The sequence below is a fragment of the [Pantoea] beijingensis genome (assembly GCF_022647505.1).
Classification (GTDB): domain Bacteria; phylum Pseudomonadota; class Gammaproteobacteria; order Enterobacterales; family Enterobacteriaceae; genus Erwinia; species Erwinia beijingensis.
The window spans coordinates 3,079,716-3,103,872 of the sequence record NZ_CP071409.1; the positions used below are offsets into that span (position 1 = coordinate 3,079,716).

The 24,157-nt window shown below is 49.9% G+C and carries 23 protein-coding genes and 1 rRNA gene; 8 read left to right on the forward strand and 16 right to left on the reverse strand.

All coding sequences use genetic code 11. The annotated features are described in order from the left end of the window. Positions 1-25: 25 nt before the first annotated feature. Both J1C60_RS14050 and gmhB read right to left on the reverse strand, forming a co-directional pair. Positions 26-1,567, reverse strand: a 16S ribosomal RNA gene (locus J1C60_RS14050). A gap of 386 nt (positions 1,568-1,953) precedes the next feature. Continuing rightward, positions 1,954-2,514, reverse strand: a complete 561-nt coding sequence (gmhB, locus tag J1C60_RS14055; protein WP_128179447.1) for a D-glycero-beta-D-manno-heptose 1,7-bisphosphate 7-phosphatase — start codon at positions 2,512-2,514, stop codon at positions 1,954-1,956. Positions 2,515-2,703: 189 nt separating this feature from the next. Between gmhB and metN the strand changes: the two genes are divergently transcribed. From metN to proS, 6 genes are all read left to right on the forward strand, one after another. Beyond that, positions 2,704-3,735, forward strand: coding sequence for a methionine ABC transporter ATP-binding protein MetN (gene metN, locus J1C60_RS14060; RefSeq protein ID WP_128179448.1), 1,032 nt, complete (start codon positions 2,704-2,706; stop codon positions 3,733-3,735). Next, positions 3,728-4,381: a methionine ABC transporter permease MetI gene (locus tag J1C60_RS14065; RefSeq protein WP_128179449.1), complete on the forward strand. Its 654-nt coding sequence runs from the start codon at positions 3,728-3,730 to the stop codon at positions 4,379-4,381. Before metN ends, J1C60_RS14065 begins: the two co-directional genes overlap by 8 nt. Positions 4,382-4,411: 30 nt before the next feature. Continuing rightward, positions 4,412-5,227 carry a MetQ/NlpA family lipoprotein gene (locus J1C60_RS14070; protein WP_128179450.1) on the forward strand — a complete coding sequence of 272 codons (816 nt, stop codon included), beginning with the start codon at positions 4,412-4,414 and terminating at the stop codon, positions 5,225-5,227. Between the two features lie 222 nt (positions 5,228-5,449). After that, on the forward strand, positions 5,450-5,857 hold the full coding sequence (gene rcsF / locus J1C60_RS14075) for an Rcs stress response system protein RcsF (protein ID WP_128179451.1): 408 nt from the start codon (positions 5,450-5,452) through the stop codon (positions 5,855-5,857). After that, on the forward strand, positions 5,854-6,561 hold the full coding sequence (tsaA, locus tag J1C60_RS14080) for a tRNA (N6-threonylcarbamoyladenosine(37)-N6)-methyltransferase TrmO (protein WP_128179452.1): 708 nt from the start codon (positions 5,854-5,856) through the stop codon (positions 6,559-6,561). Before rcsF ends, tsaA begins: the two co-directional genes overlap by 4 nt. A gap of 106 nt (positions 6,562-6,667) precedes the next feature. Beyond that, the gene (proS, locus tag J1C60_RS14085) at positions 6,668-8,386 is read left to right on the forward strand and encodes a proline--tRNA ligase (RefSeq protein WP_128179453.1); all 1,719 of its coding nucleotides are present in this window, start codon (positions 6,668-6,670) and stop codon (positions 8,384-8,386) included. A gap of 43 nt (positions 8,387-8,429) precedes the next feature. On the opposite strand, the gene J1C60_RS14090 is transcribed toward proS, so the two are convergent. The 3 genes from J1C60_RS14090 to J1C60_RS14100 are packed head-to-tail and all read right to left on the reverse strand — an operon-like array spanning position 8,430 to position 9,839. Next, positions 8,430-8,831 carry a copper resistance protein NlpE N-terminal domain-containing protein gene (locus J1C60_RS14090; RefSeq protein WP_164877320.1) on the reverse strand — a complete coding sequence of 134 codons (402 nt, stop codon included), beginning with the start codon at positions 8,829-8,831 and terminating at the stop codon, positions 8,430-8,432. Between the two features lie 34 nt (positions 8,832-8,865). Continuing rightward, positions 8,866-9,288, reverse strand: coding sequence for an alternative ribosome rescue aminoacyl-tRNA hydrolase ArfB (gene arfB, locus J1C60_RS14095; protein WP_128179455.1), 423 nt, complete (start codon positions 9,286-9,288; stop codon positions 8,866-8,868). Continuing rightward, the gene (locus J1C60_RS14100; RefSeq protein ID WP_128179456.1) at positions 9,285-9,839 is read right to left on the reverse strand and encodes a YaeQ family protein; all 555 of its coding nucleotides are present in this window, start codon (positions 9,837-9,839) and stop codon (positions 9,285-9,287) included. Before J1C60_RS14100 ends, arfB begins: the two co-directional genes overlap by 4 nt. A gap of 135 nt (positions 9,840-9,974) precedes the next feature. Between J1C60_RS14100 and J1C60_RS14105 the strand changes: the two genes are divergently transcribed. After that, positions 9,975-10,175 carry a YaeP family protein gene (locus tag J1C60_RS14105; RefSeq protein WP_128179457.1) on the forward strand — a complete coding sequence of 67 codons (201 nt, stop codon included), beginning with the start codon at positions 9,975-9,977 and terminating at the stop codon, positions 10,173-10,175. Further along, positions 10,162-10,425, forward strand: a complete 264-nt coding sequence (gene rof, locus J1C60_RS14110) for a Rho-binding antiterminator (protein ID WP_128179458.1) — start codon at positions 10,162-10,164, stop codon at positions 10,423-10,425. The genes J1C60_RS14105 and rof overlap by 14 nt, the downstream gene beginning before the upstream one ends. 90 nt (positions 10,426-10,515) lie before the next feature. Here the strand turns inward: rof and tilS are convergent, their stop codons facing one another. From tilS to skp, 11 genes are all read right to left on the reverse strand, one after another. Next, positions 10,516-11,838 carry a tRNA lysidine(34) synthetase TilS gene (gene tilS / locus J1C60_RS14115; protein WP_128179459.1) on the reverse strand — a complete coding sequence of 441 codons (1,323 nt, stop codon included), beginning with the start codon at positions 11,836-11,838 and terminating at the stop codon, positions 10,516-10,518. A gap of 59 nt (positions 11,839-11,897) precedes the next feature. After that, a complete protein-coding gene (locus tag J1C60_RS14120; protein ID WP_128179460.1) occupies positions 11,898-12,287 on the reverse strand; it encodes a VOC family protein in 390 nt (129 codons plus the stop codon). Between the two features lie 102 nt (positions 12,288-12,389). After that, positions 12,390-14,534 (reverse strand): lysine decarboxylase LdcC, encoded by a 2,145-nt coding sequence (locus J1C60_RS14125; RefSeq protein ID WP_128179461.1) that lies wholly within the window; start codon positions 14,532-14,534, stop codon positions 12,390-12,392. A 177-nt stretch (positions 14,535-14,711) separates the two neighbouring features. Beyond that, on the reverse strand, positions 14,712-15,671 hold the full coding sequence (accA, locus tag J1C60_RS14130; RefSeq protein WP_128179462.1) for an acetyl-CoA carboxylase carboxyl transferase subunit alpha: 960 nt from the start codon (positions 15,669-15,671) through the stop codon (positions 14,712-14,714). Positions 15,672-15,683: 12 nt separating this feature from the next. Next, positions 15,684-19,166: a DNA polymerase III subunit alpha gene (gene dnaE, locus J1C60_RS14135; RefSeq protein WP_128179463.1), complete on the reverse strand. Its 3,483-nt coding sequence runs from the start codon at positions 19,164-19,166 to the stop codon at positions 15,684-15,686. Between the two features lie 27 nt (positions 19,167-19,193). Next, positions 19,194-19,820: a ribonuclease HII gene (gene rnhB / locus J1C60_RS14140; RefSeq protein WP_128179464.1), complete on the reverse strand. Its 627-nt coding sequence runs from the start codon at positions 19,818-19,820 to the stop codon at positions 19,194-19,196. Further along, positions 19,813-20,961, reverse strand: a complete 1,149-nt coding sequence (gene lpxB / locus J1C60_RS14145) for a lipid-A-disaccharide synthase (protein WP_128179465.1) — start codon at positions 20,959-20,961, stop codon at positions 19,813-19,815. Before lpxB ends, rnhB begins: the two co-directional genes overlap by 8 nt. Before the next feature lie 3 nt (positions 20,962-20,964). Beyond that, positions 20,965-21,753 carry an acyl-ACP--UDP-N-acetylglucosamine O-acyltransferase gene (lpxA, locus tag J1C60_RS14150; protein ID WP_128179466.1) on the reverse strand — a complete coding sequence of 263 codons (789 nt, stop codon included), beginning with the start codon at positions 21,751-21,753 and terminating at the stop codon, positions 20,965-20,967. 3 nt (positions 21,754-21,756) lie between these two features. Further along, complete coding sequence (fabZ, locus tag J1C60_RS14155; protein ID WP_007893924.1) at positions 21,757-22,212, reverse strand: 3-hydroxyacyl-ACP dehydratase FabZ; 456 nt, start codon at positions 22,210-22,212, stop codon at positions 21,757-21,759. Between the two features lie 380 nt (positions 22,213-22,592). Further along, a complete protein-coding gene (lpxD, locus tag J1C60_RS14160; RefSeq protein ID WP_128179467.1) occupies positions 22,593-23,615 on the reverse strand; it encodes a UDP-3-O-(3-hydroxymyristoyl)glucosamine N-acyltransferase in 1,023 nt (340 codons plus the stop codon). Positions 23,616-23,618: 3 nt separating this feature from the next. Continuing rightward, positions 23,619-24,116 (reverse strand): molecular chaperone Skp, encoded by a 498-nt coding sequence (gene skp / locus J1C60_RS14165; RefSeq protein WP_128179468.1) that lies wholly within the window; start codon positions 24,114-24,116, stop codon positions 23,619-23,621. Positions 24,117-24,157 lie beyond the last annotated feature (41 nt).

Consider the following 24,157-nt stretch of genomic DNA (forward strand, 5'->3'; position numbering starts at 1 on the left):
CACTGCGCCGGAAAGTATCTTCAGGTAAGGAGGTGATCCAACCGCAGGTTCCCCTACGGTTACCTTGTTACGACTTCACCCCAGTCATGAATCACAAAGTGGTAAGCGCCCTCCCGAAGGTTAAGCTACCTACTTCTTTTGCAACCCACTCCCATGGTGTGACGGGCGGTGTGTACAAGGCCCGGGAACGTATTCACCGTGGCATTCTGATCCACGATTACTAGCGATTCCGACTTCACGGAGTCGAGTTGCAGACTCCGATCCGGACTACGACGCACTTTATGAGGTCCGCTTGCTCTCGCGAGGTCGCTTCTCTTTGTATGCGCCATTGTAGCACGTGTGTAGCCCTGGTCGTAAGGGCCATGATGACTTGACGTCATCCCCACCTTCCTCCGGTTTATCACCGGCAGTCTCCTTTGAGTTCCCGGCCGAACCGCTGGCAACAAAGGATAAGGGTTGCGCTCGTTGCGGGACTTAACCCAACATTTCACAACACGAGCTGACGACAGCCATGCAGCACCTGTCTCACAGTTCCCGAAGGCACCAATCCATCTCTGGAAAGTTCTGTGGATGTCAAGACCAGGTAAGGTTCTTCGCGTTGCATCGAATTAAACCACATGCTCCACCGCTTGTGCGGGCCCCCGTCAATTCATTTGAGTTTTAACCTTGCGGCCGTACTCCCCAGGCGGTCGACTTAACGCGTTAGCTCCGGAAGCCACGCCTCAAGGGCACAACCTCCAAGTCGACATCGTTTACGGCGTGGACTACCAGGGTATCTAATCCTGTTTGCTCCCCACGCTTTCGCACCTGAGCGTCAGTCTTCGTCCAGGGGGCCGCCTTCGCCACCGGTATTCCTCCAGATCTCTACGCATTTCACCGCTACACCTGGAATTCTACCCCCCTCTACGAGACTCAAGCCTGCCAGTTTCAAATGCAGTTCCCGGGTTGAGCCCGGGGATTTCACATCTGACTTAACAGACCGCCTGCGTGCGCTTTACGCCCAGTAATTCCGATTAACGCTTGCACCCTCCGTATTACCGCGGCTGCTGGCACGGAGTTAGCCGGTGCTTCTTCTGCGGGTAACGTCAATGAAAAAGGTTATTAACCTCTCTCCCTTCCTCCCCGCTGAAAGTACTTTACAACCCGAAGGCCTTCTTCATACACGCGGCATGGCTGCATCAGGCTTGCGCCCATTGTGCAATATTCCCCACTGCTGCCTCCCGTAGGAGTCTGGACCGTGTCTCAGTTCCAGTGTGGCTGGTCATCCTCTCAGACCAGCTAGAGATCGTCGCCTAGGTGAGCCGTTACCCCACCTACTAGCTAATCTCATCTGGGTTCATCCGATGGTGTGAGGCCCGAAGGTCCCCCACTTTGGTCTTGCGACGTTATGCGGTATTAGCTACCGTTTCCAGTAGTTATCCCCCTCCATCGGGCAGATCCCCAGACATTACTCACCCGTCCGCCACTCGTCACCCGAAGAGCAAGCTCTTCTGTGCTACCGTTCGACTTGCATGTGTTAGGCCTGCCGCCAGCGTTCAATCTGAGCCATGATCAAACTCTTCAATTTAAAGTTTGATTTGCTTCAACTCGTGAAGCGATGCTCAAGGAAAACGTCGTAATGAATTTATTACGTGTTCACTCTTAAGACTTGATATTTTTTACGTCCGGAGACGTTGATATCAATCCTGCGAGTGCCCACACAGATTGTCTGATAAATTGTTAAAGAGCGGTGCAGTCAGCGGCTTCGCCTGCTGCTGCGAGGTGGCGTATATTACGCTTTCCTCTTTCAGAGTCAACCCCTTAAATCAGGAATTTTCTCTTTATCTTTCAGCCGCTGAGCGTTTGCTCTGCTGCCGTTCGATGGAGGCGCATTATAGGCACACCAGATTGGATAGCAAGAGGGAATCGCAACTTTTTTTCTGTTCGCTGCAACTTCGTACAACCTGCTTCTTTTTAACCCTGTTTAATACGTTTCGGGAGCTCTGCAAGAGAGGTAATCACCCAATCCGCAGCAGCTTCACTCTCGGGGGTTACTGGTTTACCGGTACGCACCAAGACTTTTTTACCTACGCCTGCTGCCTGACCCGCTAGCATGTCGTCAATTTTGTCGCCAACCATATAAGAAGCTGCCATATCAATATTCAGTTCGCTTTGTGCAGAAATCAGCATACCGGGCTGAGGCTTACGGCAGTCACATGTCTGCCGGTAGGTATCTTCTACTGCCTCAGGATGATGCGGACAAAACCAGATACCATCCAAATCAACACCGCGGTCAGCCAGCGACCAATCCATCCACTCCGTTAACTGCATGAATTGATCTTCACTAAACTTACCACGAGCAATACCTGACTGGTTGGTTACCAGCACCAAAGCAAAGCCCATGGCCTTCAATTCACGCATCGCATCAATGACGCCATCAATAAACTGGAAATCATCGATCTCATAAACATAGCCATGATCGATATTTACGGTACCATCACGATCAAGAAAAATTGCGGGAACAAGCTCTGCCACGTAGTAACTCCTGCTACAAGATTTGCCAAACAGTATCGCATGATTGCCATAAAAGAGAGAATGGCAGATTGGATGACTTCGATTGATTTAGACGTCTGGATGCCCTACCATCCATTCAAATTTCGCCGTAGCGATGTTTGGCTATACCAAACACCATGAACAATATTTATTGCGATAATAAAGAAATCAATGATTAAACTTTCGAATATAACCAAAGTGTTCCAGCAAAGTTCACGAACCATAACTGCCCTGTCAAATGTCAGTTTGCACGTGCCTGCCGGACAAATTTATGGCGTTATCGGTGCATCAGGCGCGGGTAAAAGTACACTTATTCGCTGCGTAAATTTATTAGAACGCCCAACATCGGGCAGTGTATTGGTTGATGGTACAGATCTTACAGCCCTGAATGAACGCGAACTCACGCAGGCACGGCGCCAGATAGGCATGATCTTCCAGCACTTTAACCTGCTCAACTCACGCACGGTATTTGGTAACATTGCGCTTCCACTTGAATTAGGTAGCCTGACACGCAATGAAATATCACAGCGTGTCACTGAATTACTGGATCTGGTTGGGTTATCGGACAAAAAAGATGTCTGGCCCGCTAACCTTTCCGGAGGGCAAAAGCAACGTGTCGCGATTGCGCGCGCCCTAGCCAGTAATCCAAAAGTGCTGTTATGTGATGAGGCCACCAGCGCACTCGATCCCGCTACTACACGCTCCATACTGGAATTACTGAAAGATATTAATCGCCGGCTGGGGATCACTATTTTGCTGATCACTCATGAAATGGATGTGGTAAAACGCATCTGCGATCGGGTTGCGGTCATTAGCAACGGTGAGTTAATTGAGCAAGATACCGTTAGCGAAGTCTTTTCTCATCCCAAAACCCCTTTAGCTCAACAATTTATCCAGTCGACGCTGCATCTTGATATTCCTGCAGATTACATTGAGCGCCTGGAGGCGGAGAATACCCCCGATAGTGTGCCCCTGTTGCGTCTTGAATTTACCGGCGAATCGGTCGATGCCCCATTATTATCTGAATCGGCCCGACGTTTTAATGTGAATAACAATATCATCAGCGCGCAGATGGATTATGCAGGCGGCGTTAAATTCGGCATTATGCTCGCTGAAATGCACGGCCAGGAAGCAGATACCGCCGCTGCAATTGCCTTTCTGCAGGAACAGCATGTAAAAGTTGAGGTATTAGGTTATGTCTGAGGCAATGATCTGGCTATTAGGTCGTGGTGTTTGGGAAACACTGATGATGACCTTTGTCTCCGGCTTTTTTGGTTTTGTGATTGGCCTGCCGGTTGGCGTATTACTTTATATTACCCGGCCGGGGCAAATCATTGAGAACGCAAAACTATACCGGATACTTTCCGCGCTGGTGAACATCTTCCGCTCCATCCCCTTTATTATCCTCTTAGTGTGGATGATTCCATTTACGCGCATCATTGTTGGAACCTCAATTGGTCTGCAGGCGGCTATTGTTCCTTTGACCGTGGGTGCCGCGCCTTTTATTGCCCGTATGGTGGAAAACGCATTGCTGGAATTACCCAGCGGTTTAATTGAAGCATCGCGCGCTATGGGTGCCACACCAATGCAAATAATCAGAAAGGTTTTACTTCCAGAAGCGCTGCCAGGCCTGGTGAACGCAGCCACAATTACGTTAATTACGTTAGTTGGCTACTCAGCAATGGGTGGGGCTGTAGGGGCCGGAGGTTTGGGGCAAATCGGTTATCAGTACGGTTATATCGGTTACAACGCCACGGTCATGAATACGGTGTTAGTGCTATTAGTTGTGCTGGTATATTTAATTCAATTCTGTGGCGATCGCATCGTCCGGGCTGTTACGCATAAGTAATTAGGCAACATTCATTATTAAGGAAAGGATATGTCTTTCACATTTAAAACAATCGCTACGCTGGGCGTTTTGATGGGATCACTGGCACTTGCCGGTTGCGGTCAGGACGAAAAAGATCCCAACCATATTAAGGTTGGTGTGATTGTTGGGGCTGAGCAACAGGTAGCAGAAGCGGCCCAAAAAGTCGCAAAAGAGAAATATGGCCTGGACGTCGAATTGGTTACGTTTAATGATTATGTGCTGCCAAACGAAGCACTGAGCAAAGGCGACATCGATGTAAATGCGTTCCAGCACAAACCTTATCTGGATCAGCAGATCAAAGACCGTGGCTATAAACTGGTTCCGGTCGGTAATACCTTTGTCTATCCTATCGCCGGCTATTCGAAAAAAATTCAGTCACTGGATGAGTTGCAAGCGGGTGCACAGGTTGCGATTCCGAACGATCCCACAAATCTTGGACGTTCACTGCTGCTGTTACAGAAAGTTGGTCTGATCAAACTTAAAGACGATGTTGGCCTGCTACCAACTGTTCTGGATGTGACAGAAAACCCGAAAAAACTGAAACTGGTTGAGCTGGAAGCACCGCAGCTACCGCGTTCACTTGACGATCAGCAGATTGCGTTAGCCGTGATCAATACCACTTATGCCAGTCAGATCGGCCTGACGCCAGCAAAAGACGGTATCTTCGTTGAAGATAAAGAATCACCTTACGTCAATATGATCGTGGCACGAGAAGACAATAAAGAGGCTGAAAACGTGAAAAAATTCGTTCAGGCTTATCAATCTGAAGAAGTCGATCAAGCTGCCAATAAAATCTTCAATGGCGGTGCGGTAAAAGGCTGGTAAGGCTCAGTCTAAATAACAGAATTAAGGGTGGTTCATTCACCCTTAATTCTTTCCGTCTTAATGCTAGCAAGCCGGTCTCTGGATGCTGGTCTACGTGTGACCAGGCTACACAACATAGCCAATATAGAGGCAGCCTTAAGGGTGGAGTGTAGCTTCACTGCTTGTTATTTCCCCCATAGCTTGCTTCAATAACGCCACTTCTAAAAACATGAGGATTTTCACATGCGTGTTCTACCGCTCTGTTTGTTAGCACTTTTGCTGACAGGGTGTTCAGTGCTGCACAAATCTCCAGAGTCCAGTAGCAGCTCAACCACGCAGCCGACGCAGAGTGAGCCCGTACGCGCCAAACCAGCGCCACGCCCTGCCCCTGTAAAACTCTATACAAATGCTGAAGATCTGGTGAGTAAACCCTTCCGCGATCTTGGTGAAGTTTCCGGTGAAGATTGCCAAAGTAGCGCACAGGACTCCCCGGCAAATATTAATACCGCACGTAAAAGAATGCAGATTCGCGCATCCTATATGAAAGCGAATGCCGCTCTGTTACATAAATGTGAAATCGTAACATCGGCTCCGGGCTGCTATCGTCAAGCCATTTGCCAAGGGTCTGCACTGAAAGTATCTAATCAATGACCGCGTTTTCCTTCGAGCAAATCGGCGTTATCCGTTCGCCCTGGAAGGAAAAATTCGCAGTTCCTCGCCAGCCGGGCCTGATCCAGGACGGCGGCGGAGAACTACATCTATTGTCACCTTACAACCAACCTGAAGCCATTCGTGGGCTGGAGTCCTTTAGTCATTTATGGCTGTTGTTTGTTTTTCATCAAACGATGGAAAGTGGGTGGCGACCAACAGTGCGTCCTCCTCGTCTCGGCGGGAATACGCGCCTTGGGGTCTTTGCAACACGTTCAACGTTTCGTCCGAATCCAATTGGTATGTCGCTGGTTGAACTGCTGGATATTCGCTGTAATAAGCAAGATGTCATTCTGAAACTCGGCAGCCTTGATTTAGTTGACGGCACGCCCATCCTTGATATCAAACCGTATCTACCTTTTGCTGAATCGCTGCCCAATGCCCGTGCGGGTTTTGCTCAGCAAGCGCCTGACGCAACCATGCCCGTATGCTTTACGGCTCCCGCGCAGGCGCAACTGGTGAAACTACACCATCATTATCCGCACCTTGCGCGTTTTATTTCACAAGTTCTGGCCCAGGATCCACGCCCGGCCTACCGTAAAGGTGATGAGCCCGATCGGGAATATGCAGCATGGTTGCTGGATTTTAACGTTCGTTGGCGGGTAACGACCTCAGGAACTGAAGTTATTGCAATCGATCCTCGCTAATTTATCACCCGCTCTCTTTTGAGGATTCAGTCTCACTGGTACACTAGCCACCATTGCTTTTTGACCTTATTTTCGATAGCTCTCCGCTAAATGGAACCATAACAACATGCGTACTACTCAATATTTGCTCTCCACTCTGAAGGAGACCCCTGCCGACGCCGAAGTCATCAGCCACCAGCTGATGCTGCGCGCCGGGATGATTCGCAAACTGGCATCAGGTTTGTATATCTGGCTACCAACCGGTTTGCGCGTGCTGAGAAAAATCGAAAACATCGTGCGGGAAGAGATGGACAACACTGGCGCCATCGAAATTTCGATGCCGGTGGTACAACCTGCGGACCTGTGGCATGAAAGTGGGCGCTGGGAGCAATATGGCCCGGAACTATTGCGCCTGGTCGATCGCGGCGAGCGCCCTTTTGTCCTCGGCCCCACCCATGAAGAAGTGATTACCGATCTGATTCGCAATGAGCTAAGTTCCTATAAGCAGCTGCCACTCAATTTGTATCAGATTCAGACAAAGTTTCGTGATGAAGTTCGCCCGCGTTTCGGCGTCATGCGTTCACGCGAATTTATTATGAAAGATGCTTACTCTTTCCATACTTCGCAGGAATCGCTGCAGGAAACCTACGATACGATGTACCGCGCCTATAGCCAAAGTTTTAGCCGTATGGGGCTGGATTTCCGCGCAGTTCAGGCTGATACCGGCTCTATTGGTGGAAGCGCATCCCATGAGTTTCAGGTTCTGGCGCAAAGCGGTGAAGATGACATTGTGTTCTCTAGCGATTCCGATTTTGCGGCAAATATTGAGCTGGCTGAAGCCGTTGCCCCTCAGGGGGAGCGTTCAGGCGCTACGCAAGAGATGACTCTACTTGATACACCCGATGCAAAGACCATCGCCGCATTGGTTGAGCAGTTTAATCTACCGATTGAAAAAACCGTTAAGACGCTGCTGGTTAAAGCAACACCAGAGAGTGGCCATACGCTGGTCGCCCTGTTGGTCCGCGGCGATCATGAGCTAAATGAAATCAAAGCTGAAAAAATTGATATTGTTGCTGCTCCGCTCACTTTCGCAACGGAAGAAGAGATTCGGGCTGTGGTGGGTGCAGGCCCGGGTTCTTTAGGCCCGGTTGGTCTGTCGGTGCCGATTGTTGCTGACCGCACCGTCGCAAAAATGAGTGATTTTAGCGCTGGTGCGAACATTGATGGCAAGCATTACATTGGCATCAACTGGTTACGTGATTTACCGGAAACTCAGGTCGCCGATATCCGAAATGTCGTCGAGGGCGATATCAGCCCGGATGGTAAAGGTACGCTACAGATTAAACGCGGTATTGAAGTTGGGCATATTTTCCAGCTCGGGACTAAATATTCTGAAGCGATGAAGGCATCGGTGCAGGGTGAAGATGGACGTAACCAGGTACTGACTATGGGTTGCTACGGCATCGGTATCTCACGTATCGTGGCTGCCGCCATTGAACAAAACCATGACGAGCGCGGAATTATCTGGCCTGCAGCGCTGGCGCCTTTCCAGGTCGCTATTTTGCCAATGAATATGCACAAATCTTTTCGTGTAAAAGAGGTAGCCGAAGAGCTATATACCACGCTTCGTGCGAAGGGCTTTGATGTCATTCTGGACGATCGTAAAGAGCGCCCGGGTGTGATGTTCGCCGACATGGAATTGATCGGCGTACCGCATACTATCGTCATTGGCGATCGCAACCTCGACAGCGAAGAAGTGGAATATAAGGCGCGTCGTGAAGGTGAAAAGCAGATGATCAAAACTCACGCCATTGTTGATTTCCTGACTGCAGCCATCAACGGCTAATCCCGTGGCGGGTCAAAAATGACCCGCCATATTTCTCAGCAATTCAGTTACCGACAGCGATCGGCGTTAAGCGATAATTATTTTCTGAATTAATCGGATTTCCCTCAGTATCCATCATTTCAAGTTCATTACCCACCGGCCGGAAATAACGCTTGTTTCCCTGTTCGGAAATCAATACCAGTTTTTCTGCAGTTCGCGTCCATGTACCTTGCTGCTGATATACATCATTAGACCCAAGATACAGTTCACTGAGTTGATAGCGCCCGCCCTCCTGTAGCGCTAATGTTGACTGTATACCTTCACAATCAGCACAGGGAAGTACGCCCTGATAACGCTGTGCCATGGTCTCAGACGGATGTATGGCTGAAGCCATTTGTTGATTCTGACATGCGGTTAATAATCCCAAAACTAACGTCAAGAACAGGGTTACGATGATCTTGTTCACTCTGTTTTTCTCCTGTAAAAATCGCATGAATACCTTACTCTGGAGTTCTGCGTAGCTTACCGCGCAACGATTTAGTGGCACCTTTGCGGGCCTTGCCTTCAAGACGGCGTTTTCTCGATGCCAGAGTCGGGCGTGTCGCGCGTCGCGTTTTCTCTATCACTGTCAATTCGTTAATCAAATTTTCAAGGCGCTTGTATGCCGCTTCACGGTTCAACTCCTGACTACGATATTCTTGCGCTTTAATAATAACCACGCCTTCCGGCGTAATAAGGTGATGACTGGCAGCCAGCAAGCGATCTTTATAAAATTGCGGCAGAGACGATGCCCGAATATCAAAGCGCAAATGAATTGCAGTTGAGCTCTTATTGACATGCTGGCCACCCGCTCCTTGCGCGCGTATCGCAGTAATCTCAATCTCTGTGTCGCTAATGACGACATTACCTGGCAACACAATCATGGCGCTTTGCCATTAATCAACCAGTCGCTGAAACGAACTTCAAGGTGATGTTCATTATCGGAGAGCCAAATGGTTCCATCCTGTAATGTTGCCTGCAGGGTCATGTTTCTTGAGGAAAAAGCTACAAGCATCTTGAGCTGCTCATCATCCAGGAAACGTATGGTTAAATTTTGCTGCTGTGACAGTTTATTTTGCTGTTGCTGCCACCAGATCTGTGCCGCCCGCGAGTTATAGGTATACAAGTATACGCATGCTGCGCGATGGCAGGCTTTTTTCACTCTTTTCTCATCAGGCAATCCCAGATCAACCCACTCCTCAATACCGTTGTGATCGTTCATGCGCCAAATTTCTGGCTCATCTTCTGCACTTAACCCACGGGTGAACTGTAAGCGCTCGCTGGCGTGGCAGAGCCATGCCAACAGGCGAAGCATCATGCGTTCTTCCGTTTCAGAAGGATGCCGTGCCAGCGTCAGAGTGGTATCAAGAAAAACATTGCGATCCATATCCGCGACATTGACGTTGGCTTTATAAATGGTTGCTTTAAGTGCCATAAGATCCCTCACTATGTAGATTTGCTATTGTAACGTGCTGTCGCAGCAAATCACCCCGCAACGGGCTGATTTCGCGTAAAAGGCTGTGCTATAGTCGTCTACTGGCCAAAGAGTTATGCTCTGAAGGAGGTGCATGTGCAAAAGTATTGTGATTTAGTTCGCCGGAAATATGCTGAGATAGGCAGCGGCGATCTGGGATACGTGCCGGACGCAATTGGTTGCGTGTTGAACGCACTGGACAGAATAGCTGCGAATAGTGAGCTAGACTCTTCTATCAGGGAACAAGCAGCATATGCTGCTGCAAACTTATTGGTGAGTGACTATGTTGACGAATGAAGTGTACAAACCGATTAATTGCGATGATTACGACAACCTTGAACTCGCCTGTCAGAAAAGTTGGTTGCTGGAACTGGTACTGAAAAATGGCGAAACGCTGAAAGCAAAGGCTGCCGATATGGTGTCACGTAAGAACGTCGAATACCTGGCCATCGATCTCTCGGGAGAAGTTCGCGAGCTGCGCCTCGATCATATCGCCAGTTTTAGCCATCCTGAACTGGGTAAGGTGACAGTCAGCGAATCTGACTAAACGTTTGGGCGGAAGTGATTCCGCCCAAACCATCAGATGTGAGCAAACCTGTCACTATTATTGACTGGCCACACATTCTCTCCCGCGCGATTATTTCTTCTCATCCAACGTACTTACCGTTTTGTGCCAATCTACAGACCTGCCATTTTGCGCTTCGGCTTGCCCTGCATGAGTGATAAATACGCCAATTGCCGCAATGAGTTGCTCGCCATAGAACAGCAGTGGCGTACGCTCACGATCCCACGGTGGAATTGCAAATTCTTGCCACAGTTTTTTTATCGCCCGTCCGCCCGTCCGGCCCACGATATGAACATTGCCCTGAGCCTGAAAGCGAATTGTCACTGGCTCATCGGGATTAGGCGCACGTAATGGTCCTGAGGGGAGTGAAATCACCGTCCCTAGCGAGAAAGGCAAGACCAACGGCGTGTTAATATTATCCCACGGCAATACGGTTTCACGTACGCAGGGGAGCGAGGACAGCAGATAAAGGTGCTGACGGTAGCGGCGTAGTTCCATTTTTCCGAGGGTTAAACACGGCGCAGCATCTTCACGGCTGTTAATCACTTCACGCCAGATACGATTCAGGCTATCTCGCGAGGGCATCGGCTGGCCCCGCAACGCTATCCAACGCCTTAATAAGGCAAACCGCCGGGCCTCACTCATCCCTTGTAACGGTGTAATGTGCAATGAACCATCATCCTGAACTAAAGCGCTTAGAGATTCTGCCAGTAACTCATCAAGCAACTGTTCCTGTTCACCACAGAGCGCCGCACTTCGTGCGACAGATTGTGCAAAATGCGGCCAGCGAGCGCGCAATTGAGGAATAATTTGCTGGCGGATAAAGTTGCGGTCATAGCGCGTATCCTGATTACTTTCGTCTTCAATCCAGGAAAGTTGGTGGCGTTGCGCCCAGTCTTCTAACTGTTGGCGGCGGTAACCTAACAGCGGCCGCAAAAATATATTTTTTCCCAATGACAGCGCAGCGGGCATTGCCGCGAGACCTGCTGGCCCGCTTCCCCGCTTTAGTGCCAGTAGCAGAGTTTCGCACTGATCGTCCTGATGCTGGGCAGTGACCAATGCTTCCCCGGGCTGAAGATGATGCCGAAAAGCAGCGTAACGCGCCGTACGGGCCGCGGCTTCAATGCCCTGTCCGCGACCATCAACATTTACATATTCAGTTATTAGTGGCAATTGCCAGTCCATACACTGCTGCTGACAGTGACGCGCCCAGTCGGCAGCAAAGGGGCTTAGCCCATGATGGATATGGATCGCGCGCAGACGAAGTTCAGGATACCGTTCGCGCAGCAATACCAGTTTATGCAGCAAAACCGTCGAATCCAGCCCACCGCTGTAGGCCACCAGCAAATGATGATATCCGGCAAGCTGAGAATACATAGCGGAAATGAGTGGCATAACATTCTCGAGAGATAAACGTGCCACGACAACGTAGCACGTTAAATTAGTGGGCTATTCTACGCCTGGTAGAGCTCCAGCGGCAAACCATCCGGGTCGGAAAAGAAGGTAAAAGACTTACCCGTGAGGGGATCGATGCGGACAGGTTCACACTGGACACCTTTCGCTGCCAGCAGGATCACAGCTCGTTCGATATCATCGACGCTGAATGCCAGATGACGCAGCCCACAAGCTTCAGGATGACTAACACGCGCAGGCGGAGTGGGGAAAGAGAAAAGCTCGATAGTGTACTGACCATTGAGCGCCAGATCGCCTTTCCAGGAGTCTCGAGCCTCGCGATACACCTCGTCCATCAGTGTAAAACCAAGGATGTCGCAATAAAATGCTTTGCTGCGCGCATACTCTGTCGCAATAATCGCAATGTGATGAATCTGTTTTAAACCCAGCATGGTAATCCTCAATCAAGATCGACTCAGCACACTTACCTTACGGTCCTCCCGCTGGCTCGGCAAGGGCATCAAATCCGTATTTATACGCTTGGTATTCTGTTTCTATGGGACATTTTTCAAAACCCGCACCAGATAACGGCCCTCTTCAGTGAGGGTGGCACCATGAATATCCGTTTCAAAACCAGGATACTGCCTGCCGATCGTACAAAGCATCAACAAAAAATCGAGTACCGCCCGACTGGACTCCGTTATCATCTCGCCCGGCATGACTAACGGGACACCGGGTGGATATGGCAGGATCATGTTGGCAGAGATACGTCCAACCAGCTCGCTGATATCCACCATTTCCACATTCCCCCTCACCTGCTGTTGGAACATGTTATATGGCGTCATTTTCATCTCTGGCAACACATCAAAAGCCTGTAGCATCAGGCGAGGCAGATCGTGCTGCCGGATCAGCGAATGGATCCCTTGCGCCAGTGACTGAATACGCATATTACGGTAGAAATCGGGATCCTCGGCGTAGAGATCAGGCAAGATATTTTTTATGCGCAAATTGAGATCGTAGGCTCGCTTAAACTCGGTCAGTCCGCGAAGGAGACTCATCGCCTTGGTTTTATCGATGCCAATACTAAAAAGAAACAATAGGTTGTAAGGGCCGGTTTTCTCCACCACAACGCCACGCTCATCAAGAAACTTCGCTACCAGCGCTGCCGGAATACCTTCATCAGCCATCACCCCCAGTTCAGTCATGCCAGGCGTGAGGATTGTGACTTTGATCGGATCGAGATACATATGATCGCGATCGGCATCGATAAACCCATGCCAGTCTTCTTCACCTGGCTGGATCGCCCAACACTCTGCTTCATCAATGCCGTCTGGTTGCCAGATATCAAAGAACCAGCCTTCTGATTCTTCACGCAGGCGCTGGACCTCCCGGCGAAAATGTAGCGCGCGCTCGACAGAGCGGTGAATCAACCTCTTACCCGGATTTCCGCGCAGCATCGCCGCGGCCATTTCAATTGACGAAACAATGGCATAATTCGGCGATGTAGTCGTATGCATCATATAGGCTTCATTAAAGGTCTGCTCATCGTACTCGCCTTTAATATGAATCAGTGAAGCCTGTGAAAACGCCGCCAGTAATTTGTGCGTAGACTGCGTTTCATAGAATACCTTGCCAGCGATACGCTCCCCACTCATGCCGCTTTTCCCCGCATAGATGGGATGAAAATTAGTATAAGGAACCCAGGCTGAATCAAAATGAATGGAAGGTACATCCAGGATTTCTTTAATATATTGCGTGTTGTACAGCAGGCCATCGTAAGTGGAATTGGTGATCACCGCATGTACCGGCCAGCTCGCCTTCTCGGTCTGCGCTACTTTGAGCGCAATACTCTCTTGGGTAAATTCGCGTTTAGGAATGCCACCGAGGATCCCCAAAGGGTTGCGGGTCGGCTTAAGCCAGATAGGAATTAGATCGCTCATCATCAATAAATGCGTAAGTGATTTATGGCAATTACGATCGATAATAATCGTGCTACCTGCAGGCGCCGCATACATACCCACAATTTTATTCGATGTTGAGGTTCCGTTAGTCACCATATAGCTTTGTTCTGCCCCAAAAGTGCGGGCGATATATTCTTCAGCATCCAGATGTGGGCCCGTGTGGTCCAGTAACGATCCCAGCTCCGTCACGGAAATAGAAATATCCGCTTTCAGGGTATTCGCACCAAAAAAATCGTAAAACAGGCTACCTACCGGACTTTTTTGAAAAGCCGTCCCGGCCATATGTCCTGGTGTGCAGAAGGTATACTTTCCCTCTTTGACGTAAGTAAACAATGCCTTAGTCAGCGGTGGCGTAATATTATCGATATATTCCTGTGTGTACTGGTGAATACGCTGAGCAATGTCAGGCGCCGCATTCAGCGCATATTCAAAGAACCATAATGCCATGCGCATTTCATTGAGGCTGACATCCAGTGATGAATGGGTGTTAATAAATGCATACAGCGGCAGGTATTCATTCAACTGATTAATTTCACAGCATAAATCAAGACTGTATTCATCCCAGTCAAAAACCACCCCGCAGATGCGCGGGTTGTGTTCGATGAGTTTAATTAGATCATTGGCATTATTCGGATAGATAATCTGAAAACCCTGTTCACTTAATGCCGCTTGTAGCTCGCGAATGGGCTCATCTTTATAGAAGACATCCTGTGGCCCCATAATTGCGATAATATTCAATGCACACCTCCTGGTGTATGAACGCAATCTTTAAGCATAACCCCTTATCCTCTGGCGTACAGCGCAGAGCGATAATTGGTCAGATATCTCGATAATTTTCAGATGACAGGCAAAAAAAATGACCGAACATTGTTCGGCCATTTTGGCTTTTTTACGCGCTTGTGACAGACAGGTACTTTATGCGTATCCGTAGCTCATCAGGCGCTGATAGCGGCGGTTAAGCAGCTCTTCTTTATTCAATACGTCGAGATCGGCCAGATCAGCTAACAACTGCTGTTTCAGCGATGCTCCAGTGGTAATCGGATCGCGATGCGCTCCTCCCAATGGCTCAGGGATTACCGTATCGATCAGTTTTAACTCTTTCAGGCGCGGAGCAATGATACCCATCGCTTCTGCCGCCAAAGGAGCTTTATCTGCACTTTTCCACAAAATGGAGGCACAGCCTTCCGGCGAAATTACCGAATAGGTACTGTATTGCAGCATATTCACTTTATCGCCAACACCGATAGCCAGAGCACCACCGGATCCACCTTCACCGATAACAGTACAGATCACCGGCACTTTTAAGCCAGACATCTCACGCAGGTTACGCGCAATCGCTTCAGACTGGCCGCGCTCTTCGGCACCTACACCAGGGTAAGCCCCCGGCGTATCAATAAAGGTCACGATCGGCATATCAAAACGCTCAGCCATTTCCATCAGGCGTAACGCTTTACGATACCCTTCCGGAGCGGGCATACCGAAATTGCGACGAATTTTCTCTTTGGTTTCGCGGCCTTTCTGATGACCAATGATCATCACCGGACGACCGTCCAGACGAGCAATACCGCCAACAATCGCTTTATCATCAGCGTAAGCGCGATCGCCTGCCAACTCATCAAAGTCGGTAAACACATTCCGGACATAGTCCAGTGTGTAAGGGCGCAGTGGATGACGCGCAAGCTGCGCGACCTGCCATGCGCCTAAATCTGAGAAGATTTTACGTGTCAGTTCAACGCTTTTTTCGCGCAGACGCTGCACTTCTTCATCCAGATTTATATCCAGTTTTTCATCCTGACGGCCAACCGACCTGAGCGAATCGATCTTCGCTTCAAGTTCTGCGATTGGCTGTTCGAAATCCAGGTAATTAAGACTCATAATATTCCTGTTTTAGTCAAACTCCAGTTCCACCTGCTCCGATCCTATCAGCGACCGTAATTCATTAAGCAAACGATCGCTGGGCGACACGCGCCACGCTGCGCCAAAGCGCAACTTCGCCCGCGCATCCTCTCTCTGATAGTAGAGATGTACCGGAATGGTTCCCGAACGATGGGGTTCCAGGGATTGACGGAGACGGTTCAAAAGCTGGTCATCAATTTGCCTGTCCGTCAGCGAGATAGCAAGTCCACGCGCATATTTTTCGCGTGCTTCATCGATATCCATCAGTTCGCGAGCAGTCATCTTAAGACCACCACTGAAGTCATCAAAGCTGACCTGTCCGCTGACGATCAGGATACGGTCTTTCTCCAGCAAATGCTGGTATTTATCTAACGCATCTGTGAACAACATCACTTCAAGACGGCCGGAACGATCGTCAAGCGTGCAGATGCCAATACGGTTACCGCGTTTAGTGACCATCACGCGGGCCGCCACCACCAAACCGGCAGCCGTGGTAATCTTACCACGATCGGTTGGGTGCATGTCTTTCAGGCGCATACCGCCAACGTAGCGCTCAATCTCTTTAAGATACTGATTAATTGGATGGCCGGTAAGATAGAGCCCTAAAGTCTCTCGCTCACCATCCAACTGAATTTGTTCAGGCCACGGCATAATATCGGCGTAGGACTTCTCTACCTGCTCCGGCTCTTCAGCCAAAACACCAAACATATCGGCCTGACCAATCGCCTCAGCTTTAGCGTGTTGATCGGCCGCTTTCAGCGCATCGCTCAGCGCACTCATCAATGCCGCACGATGTGGCCCAAGACGATCAAACGCTCCGGACATGATCAGTTTTTCCAGTACCCGGCGATTGAGCTTTTTCGTATCGGTACGCGCACAAAGGTCGAATAATTCACGGAAATAGCCCCCCTGATTACGCGCCTCAATAATCGCTTCGATCGGGCCTTCGCCGACACCTTTAATCGCGCCGATACCGTAGACGATTTCACCGTCATCATTCACATGAAAATGATATAAACCGGAGTTAATATCGGGTGGCAGGATTTTTAGCCCCATACGCCAGCATTCATCAACCAGACCGACTACTTTTTCGGTATTGTCCATATCGGCGGTCATCACAGCCGCCATGAACTCTGCCGGATAATGCGCTTTCAGCCACAGTGTTTGATAAGAGACCAGCGCGTAGGCTGCCGAGTGGGATTTGTTAAAACCATAGCCAGCAAACTTCTCTACCAGATCAAAGATCTTAACCGACAATTCACCATCAATGCCACGCGCTTTCGCACCATCTTCAAAACCACCGCGCTGTTTGGCCATCTCGACCGGGTTCTTTTTACCCATAGCACGACGCAGCATATCAGCGCCGCCCAGGCTGTAACCGGCTAGCACCTGAGCAATCTGCATCACCTGTTCCTGATACAGGATGATGCCATAAGTGGGTTCCAGCACTGGCTTCAGTGACTCATGCTGCCACTGGATATCAGGATAAGAGATCGCTTCACGCCCGTGTTTACGGTCAATAAAGTTATCCACCATACCTGACTGCAGTGGCCCGGGCCGGAACAGCGCCACTAACGCGATCATATCTTCAAAACAGTCCGGCTTCAGGCGCTTGATCAGGTCTTTCATGCCACGCGATTCAAGCTGGAAAACGGCGGTAGTTTCCGAGCGCTGCAGCATATCGAAGCTTTTCTTATCGTCAAGCGGGATCGCCGTAATATCGATCGGTGGCTCGCCGTATTTCTCACGGCGGGCATTGATCATCTTCAATGCCCAATCGATGATAGTGAGCGTACGCAGTCCCAGGAAGTCAAACTTGACCAGGCCGGCATATTCAACGTCGTTTTTGTCAAATTGCGTAACCGGATGATTACCGTTTTCATCACAGTAAAGCGGGGCAAAATCAGTAATTTTTGTCGGCGCAATCACCACGCCACCGGCGTGCTTACCGGCATTACGCGTCACACCTTCCAGCTTGCGCGCCATATCGATCAGCGCTTTAACCTCTTCATCTGCCTCATAGATTTCTGGCAGTTGCGGTTCGGCGGCAAAGGCTTTTTCCAGCGTCATGCCAGGATCGGGCGGGATCAGCTTAGAGATGCGGTCCACAAAACCATAAGGATGCCCCAGCACGCGGCCCACATCGCGGATAACCGCTTTTGCTGCCATAGTACCGAAGGTGATAATTTGTGATACCGCCTGTCGCCCATACATATCTGCAACGTGTTCAATGACCTGATCACGTTTTTCCATGCAAAAGTCAACGTCGAAGTCCGGCATCGATACACGTTCCGGATTAAGGAAACGTTCAAATAGCAGATCAAATTCCAGCGGGTCGAGATCGGTAATTTTCAGCGCATAAGCCACTAACGATCCAGCACCAGAGCCACGTCCTGGCCCGACCGGAACGCCGTTATCTTTCGACCACTGGATAAACTCCATCACAATCAGGAAGTAACCCGGGAAGCCCATCTGGTTGATCACTTTCAGCTCGATATCGAGACGCTCGTCATATTCAGGCCGCTTTTCCGCGCGCACCAACGGATCCGGAAACAGAAACTCAAGCCGCTCTTCCAGCCCCTCTTTCGATTTCATCACCAGGAAATCTTCTGTGGACATCTCTCCGGTAGGAAATTGTGGCAAAAAATATTCGCCGAGGCGGATAGTGACGTTACAACGCTTAGCAATCTCTACGCTATTTTCCAGTGCTTCGGGAATGTCCGAGAACAGCTCGCACATCTCCTCTTCGCTGCGCAGGTATTGCTGAGCGCTATAATTACGCGGACGCTTCGGGTCATCAAGCGTGAACCCATCATGAATGGCTACGCGGATTTCATGCGCATCAAAATCCCCTTCGCTTATGAAACAGACTTCATTCGTTGCCACCACTGGCACACCTTCAGCAATCGCCAATGCCACTGCGGCATGTAGATAGCTCTCTTCATCTACCCGACCAGTTCGTGTCAGTTCCAGGTAATAACGATTAGGGAAGTGCTGTTGATAGAAGGAGAGGCATTGTGTGACCAGAGCACTATTGCCGCGCAGCAGGCTTTTACCTACATCGCCACGACGCCCGCCTGATAGCAGGATCAGCCCATCCTGTAATTCAATAAGCCAGTCACGGTCAATCACCGGTCCGGCAATACCATAGCCTCGTTGGTAGGCACGAGAAATCAGCAGCGTCAGGTTCTGATAACCGATATTGTTTGCTGCCAGTATGGTGAGATGTGTCAGCTCATCGCCCATTAGCTCGCTGGCAACATTAAAATCGGCACCGATAATCGGTTTAATACCGGCACCGTGTGCCGCGCCGTAAAATTTGACCAAACCACACAGATTGGTGAAATCGGTGATCCCCAACGCAGGCATGCCGAGTTCTGCCGCTTTTTTCACCAGAGGACCCGTTTTAGCAAGCCCATCGATCATTGAATAATCGCTGTGGACGCGTAGGTGAATAAAACGTGGCTCAGCCATATCTCTTTTCGGCTCCGGTGGTATGAATTAATCGGTGCGCGAAGCGCTGTCGCGCATCACTTCAGCATCAAGCAATGCATTACGCACGGGTGCAAAACTGCGCCGATGAAAAGGCGTCGCACCATATTTTATCAGTTTTTCCCTGTGTAACGCCGTCGGGTAACCTTTATGCTGCGCAAAGCCATACTCGGGATATTGCCGATCCAGCTCGACCATCTCACGATCGCGTGTCACTTTGGCAATAATAGAAGCTGCACTGATTTCAGCAACCAGGCTATCTCCTTTAATCACCGCCAATGCAGGCATCGCCAGTTGGGGACAGCGGTTTCCATCAATCAGTACATAATCAGGGACCTCTGACAATCCGGCAACCGCCCGCTGCATTGCCAGCATTGTGGCATGCAGAATATTCAGTTGATCGATCTCTTCTGGCTCGGCACGGCCCACGCTCCACGACAGCGCATGGGTGGTGATAAGCTCATATAATGCCAGCCGACGCTTTTCCGATAGCTTTTTTGAATCGGCCAGTCCGGCAATTGGCCGAGCCGGATCGAGAATAACCGCAGCGGTTACGACTGCGCCCACAAGCGGGCCGCGCCCCACTTCATCTACCCCCGCAATACGGTTAGCCAGCGGATAAATAAATTCAGACATTGGCTAACTCCAGTACGGCTCCTGCAGCCTGCTCATCGGCATTCCAGCGGATTTGCTGATGAAGCTCTTCAAAAGTTGCCAGTAGCGCATCACGCGTCTCACCGCCAGACAGCAACGGCTTTAGCGCAGCCGCAAGTTGCTCAGGCTGACACTCATCCTGAAGCAACTCTTTGACCAGTTCACGCCCGGCAAGCAAATTAGGCAATGACACATAGTCGGTTTTCACCAGGCGCTCCGCCAGCCAAAAGGTAAACGGCTTCATACGATATCCCACCACCATAGGGCACTTCGCCAGCATACACTCAAGTGCGGCGGTACCTGACGCCAGTAAAGCAGCATCGCTGGCGATCATGGCTTCACGCGCGTTCCCGTCCAGTAGGTGCATGACTAAGTCTGGTGCCACCTCGGCTTTAATCGCTTCGAACTGCTCACGCCGTTTTGCATTGACCAACGGCACCACAATTTCCAACGTTGGCCAGGTTTCACGCAGCAGTAACGCCGTTCTCAGGAAATCGGCGCTCAGCATTTCCACTTCCGCACCACGGCTACCCGGCAACAACGCCAGACACCGGGCCTGTGTATTGATACCCAATGCGTGCCGCGCAGCCTGTTTGTCCGGGTGTAACGGCATTGTATCGGCCATTGTATGGCCGATAAAGCGGCAGGGAACGTTAAAACGATCGTAAAACGCTTTTTCAAAAGGCAGAAAAGCCAACACCAGATCAGTGGCTTTCGCTATTTTGAAAACGCGCTTCTGTCGCCATGCCCAGACCGAGGGGCTGACATAGTGGATAGTGCGAATACCGCGTTTTTTCAGCCGCCCTTCCAGGGTGATATTAAAATCAGGTGCATCAATCCCAACAAAAACGTCCGGTTTTAGTTTGCTAAAGCGGCGCGTCAGATCGCGGCGAATTTTCAATAAACGCGGTAAACGTTCAAGCACCTCAACAATGCCCATTACCGCTAACTCTTCCATCTCGTACCAGGCATCACATCCTTCAGCCTGCATACGTGGACCCGCAACGCCCACAAAGCGGGCATCGGGATGCTGCTCTTTAAGTGCGCGAATCAGGCCGGCACCAAGAATATCGCCGGAGGTTTCTCCGGCGACAAGGGCAATCGTTAAAGGACGCTTAAGCATGAATTACCGAATCAGACCTCGCGTTGAGCGGGCAAAGAAATCGTAGAAGGGCTGCACCTCAGGGTGCTCCTGTGCAATTTCGGCAATTTCCGGTTTCACTTCATCCATCGTCTTGCCGCTACGATACAAAAGCTTGTACGCATTGCGGATGGCATGCAACGCTTCCTTACTAAAACCGCGACGCTTGAGTCCTTCAATGTTGATGCCAAACGGCGTCGCATGATTGCCCTGCGCGATAATAAAAGGCGGGACGTCCTGTACGACACCCGAGCAACCGCCAATCATCACATGCGCTCCAACGACACAGAACTGATGTACCGCCGTCATGCCGCCGATAATGGCAAAATCATCAATGGTAACGTGTCCACCTAATGTCGCATTGTTAGCCAGGATACAGCGATTACCCACAACGCAATCATGTGCGATATGTACATTGACCATCAGCAGATTATCATTGCCAACCGTCGTAACATTCGCACCCTGTATGGTACCACGATGAATGGTCACACTTTCACGGATACTATTACGATCGCCAATTTCCACACGCGTTGGTTCACCGGCGTATTTCAGATCCTGGTTTACCTCACCAATCGAAGCGAATTGATGAATTTTATTGTCTTTACCAATACGCGTATGGCCGTTAACCACCACGTGAGATTTCAGTATCGTACCTTCACCAATTTCAACATTTGCGCCAATAAAACAAAAAGGGCCAATATGGACGCGAGCGCCAATAATGGCGCCCTCTTCAATAATTGAACTTGGGTGAATCACGGCTGTTTGGTCTATCACGGATTATGCCTCCCGGCTGCGGGCACACATCATTGTTGCTTCGCAGACAATTTTACCGTCAACGGTCGCGACACCTTTAAAGCGAGTCAGACCACGGCGGGTTTTTTCGAAAGTGACTTCCATAATCATCTGATCGCCAGGAACGACCGGACGCTTAAAGCGGGCTTCATCAATACCAGCAAAATAATAAAGCTCACCCGGCTCCAGTTTACCCACGCTCTTAAACGCCAGGATGCCAGTTGCCTGCGCCATGGCTTCAAGGATCAGGACCCCTGGAAAAATCGGTTTACCAGGGAAATGTCCCTGGAAAAACGGCTCGTTTACGGAAACGTTTTTCACTGCACGCAGGTATTTATGCTCCTCGAAATCCAGTACACGATCGACCAGCAAAAAAGGATAACGGTGCGGCAGTAATTCTAAAATCTCTTCAATTTTCAGAGTATGAGTTTCAGTAGTCAAAATACTCTTCCTGTCCTAAAAATCTGATGGCATCAATGACACGGCCTGCAAAGATCATCCGCAGGCCGCAAATTCAGTTTCCGTGCGCTTGGCTTTCCCTGCTTAGCATGTTGTATTTTATGAAAGCCGGTCAGTCACGGGATAAGACCTAAAGCATTAAACAAGCTGCGTGGCGGCATATCAGCACATTCCGGATAAACTCTCCGGGATGCGAGCGTCCCCCCCGGCATCCTGCTCAACTGGTGAAAGGTCCCTTAAGTAATGGGGTTACACCAGTACAGAACGATCAACAAACCCAATACGCTGACCTCAGTAAGCATATCGAATAAGCAGACTAACTAACGCTAATACAGCGTAAAATATGACGGTTACAGGCTTATTTAGCCCTTATCAACCTTACGTTCGATGGCTTTTAAGCGTTTGCTTATTTCATCGATATTCATGACTAACGCAGCAGTTTTGCGCCAGTTTTTATTAGGTTGCAACGGAATGCCCGAAGAGTATACCCCAGGTTCAGTGATTGGTCGCATTACCATTCCCATTCCTGTGACCGTCACTTTGTCACAAATTTCCATGTGACCATTAATTACGCTCGCCCCGCCGATCATGCAATAGCGTCCAATTTTCAGACTGCCCGCCATAATAACACCACCGGCCACCGCCGTATTGTCGCCAATCACGACGTTATGTGCAATCTGGCACTGGTTATCAATAATAACACCATTACCAATCTGCGTGTTATCCAACGCGCCACGGTCAATTGTCGTACAGGCACCGATCTCTACACGATCGCCAATCACGACAGTACCGAGCTGTGGAATTTTAATCCAGTTGCCGCGATCATTAGCATAACCAAAACCATCTGCGCCAATTACCGTACCGGACTGGACCAGGCAATGTTCACCGATTTGCACGTCATGATAGACAGAAACGTTGGCCCATAAACGTGAGCCTGCGCCTATTCGGGCATTTTTACCGACAAAACACCCTGCGCCGATCGCTACGTTATCACCAAGAATAACGCCGGATTCGATCACCGCATTCGCACCAATAGCGACATTTTGGCCGAGTTGGGCTGTCGCATCCACTACTGCGCTCGCAGCAATATCCTGAGCGGGCCGGGGAGTCGAATCTAACAGTTGAGCCATCCGCGCATAGGTAAGATAAGGATCTTTAACCACTAACGCCGTCGCTTTACACCATGGCAGATCGGCTTCAAGCAAGACTACGGCTGAAGCCTGACAGGTTGCCAGCTGCTCACGATAGCGACTGTTAGCTAAAAAGGTGATCTGACCATTCTGGGCGGATTGCATAGAAGCAATGCCGGAGATGACGATATCGCCATCTCCGTGCAATTCTGCATCCAACTGCTGGGCTAAATCAGCCAGTCGAATTGAAGACATGGATTATTTAACCTGTTTCAGCACATCAGCAGTGATGTCTTTAGAATTCGCCGCATAAGCCACTGCGTTAGCATCAACTACGACATCATAACCTTCGCTATCAGCCACTTTTTTCACAGCATCCTGGATACGGCTAAGGATTTTATTACGCTCTTCCGTCTGGCGACGACGGTTATCTTGCTCAAAAGCCTGCGCTTTAGAGGAGAACGCTTCGCGCTGCGCCATAATGTCTTTTTCCATGCGGCTGCGATCGCTTGCCTTCATGGTAGAGCCATCACGCTGCAGACGCTGCATTTTTGTTTGCAGGTCGCGTTCCTGGCTCTGCAAGTCAGTTGCACGGCCTTTGAATTCATTTTCAAGCTGTTTCGCAACTGTCGCACGCTGCGGTAACTGTTGGAAAATGCTGGAAACGTTTACCACTGCAATTTTGTCAGCAGCCTGAACGCCAGCTGAAGCAGCTAAAGCAAGACCCAGACCTGCAGCACATAACAACTTTTTCACTATAAACTCCTTACCATCACCGTTCGTGTCACAGACACATT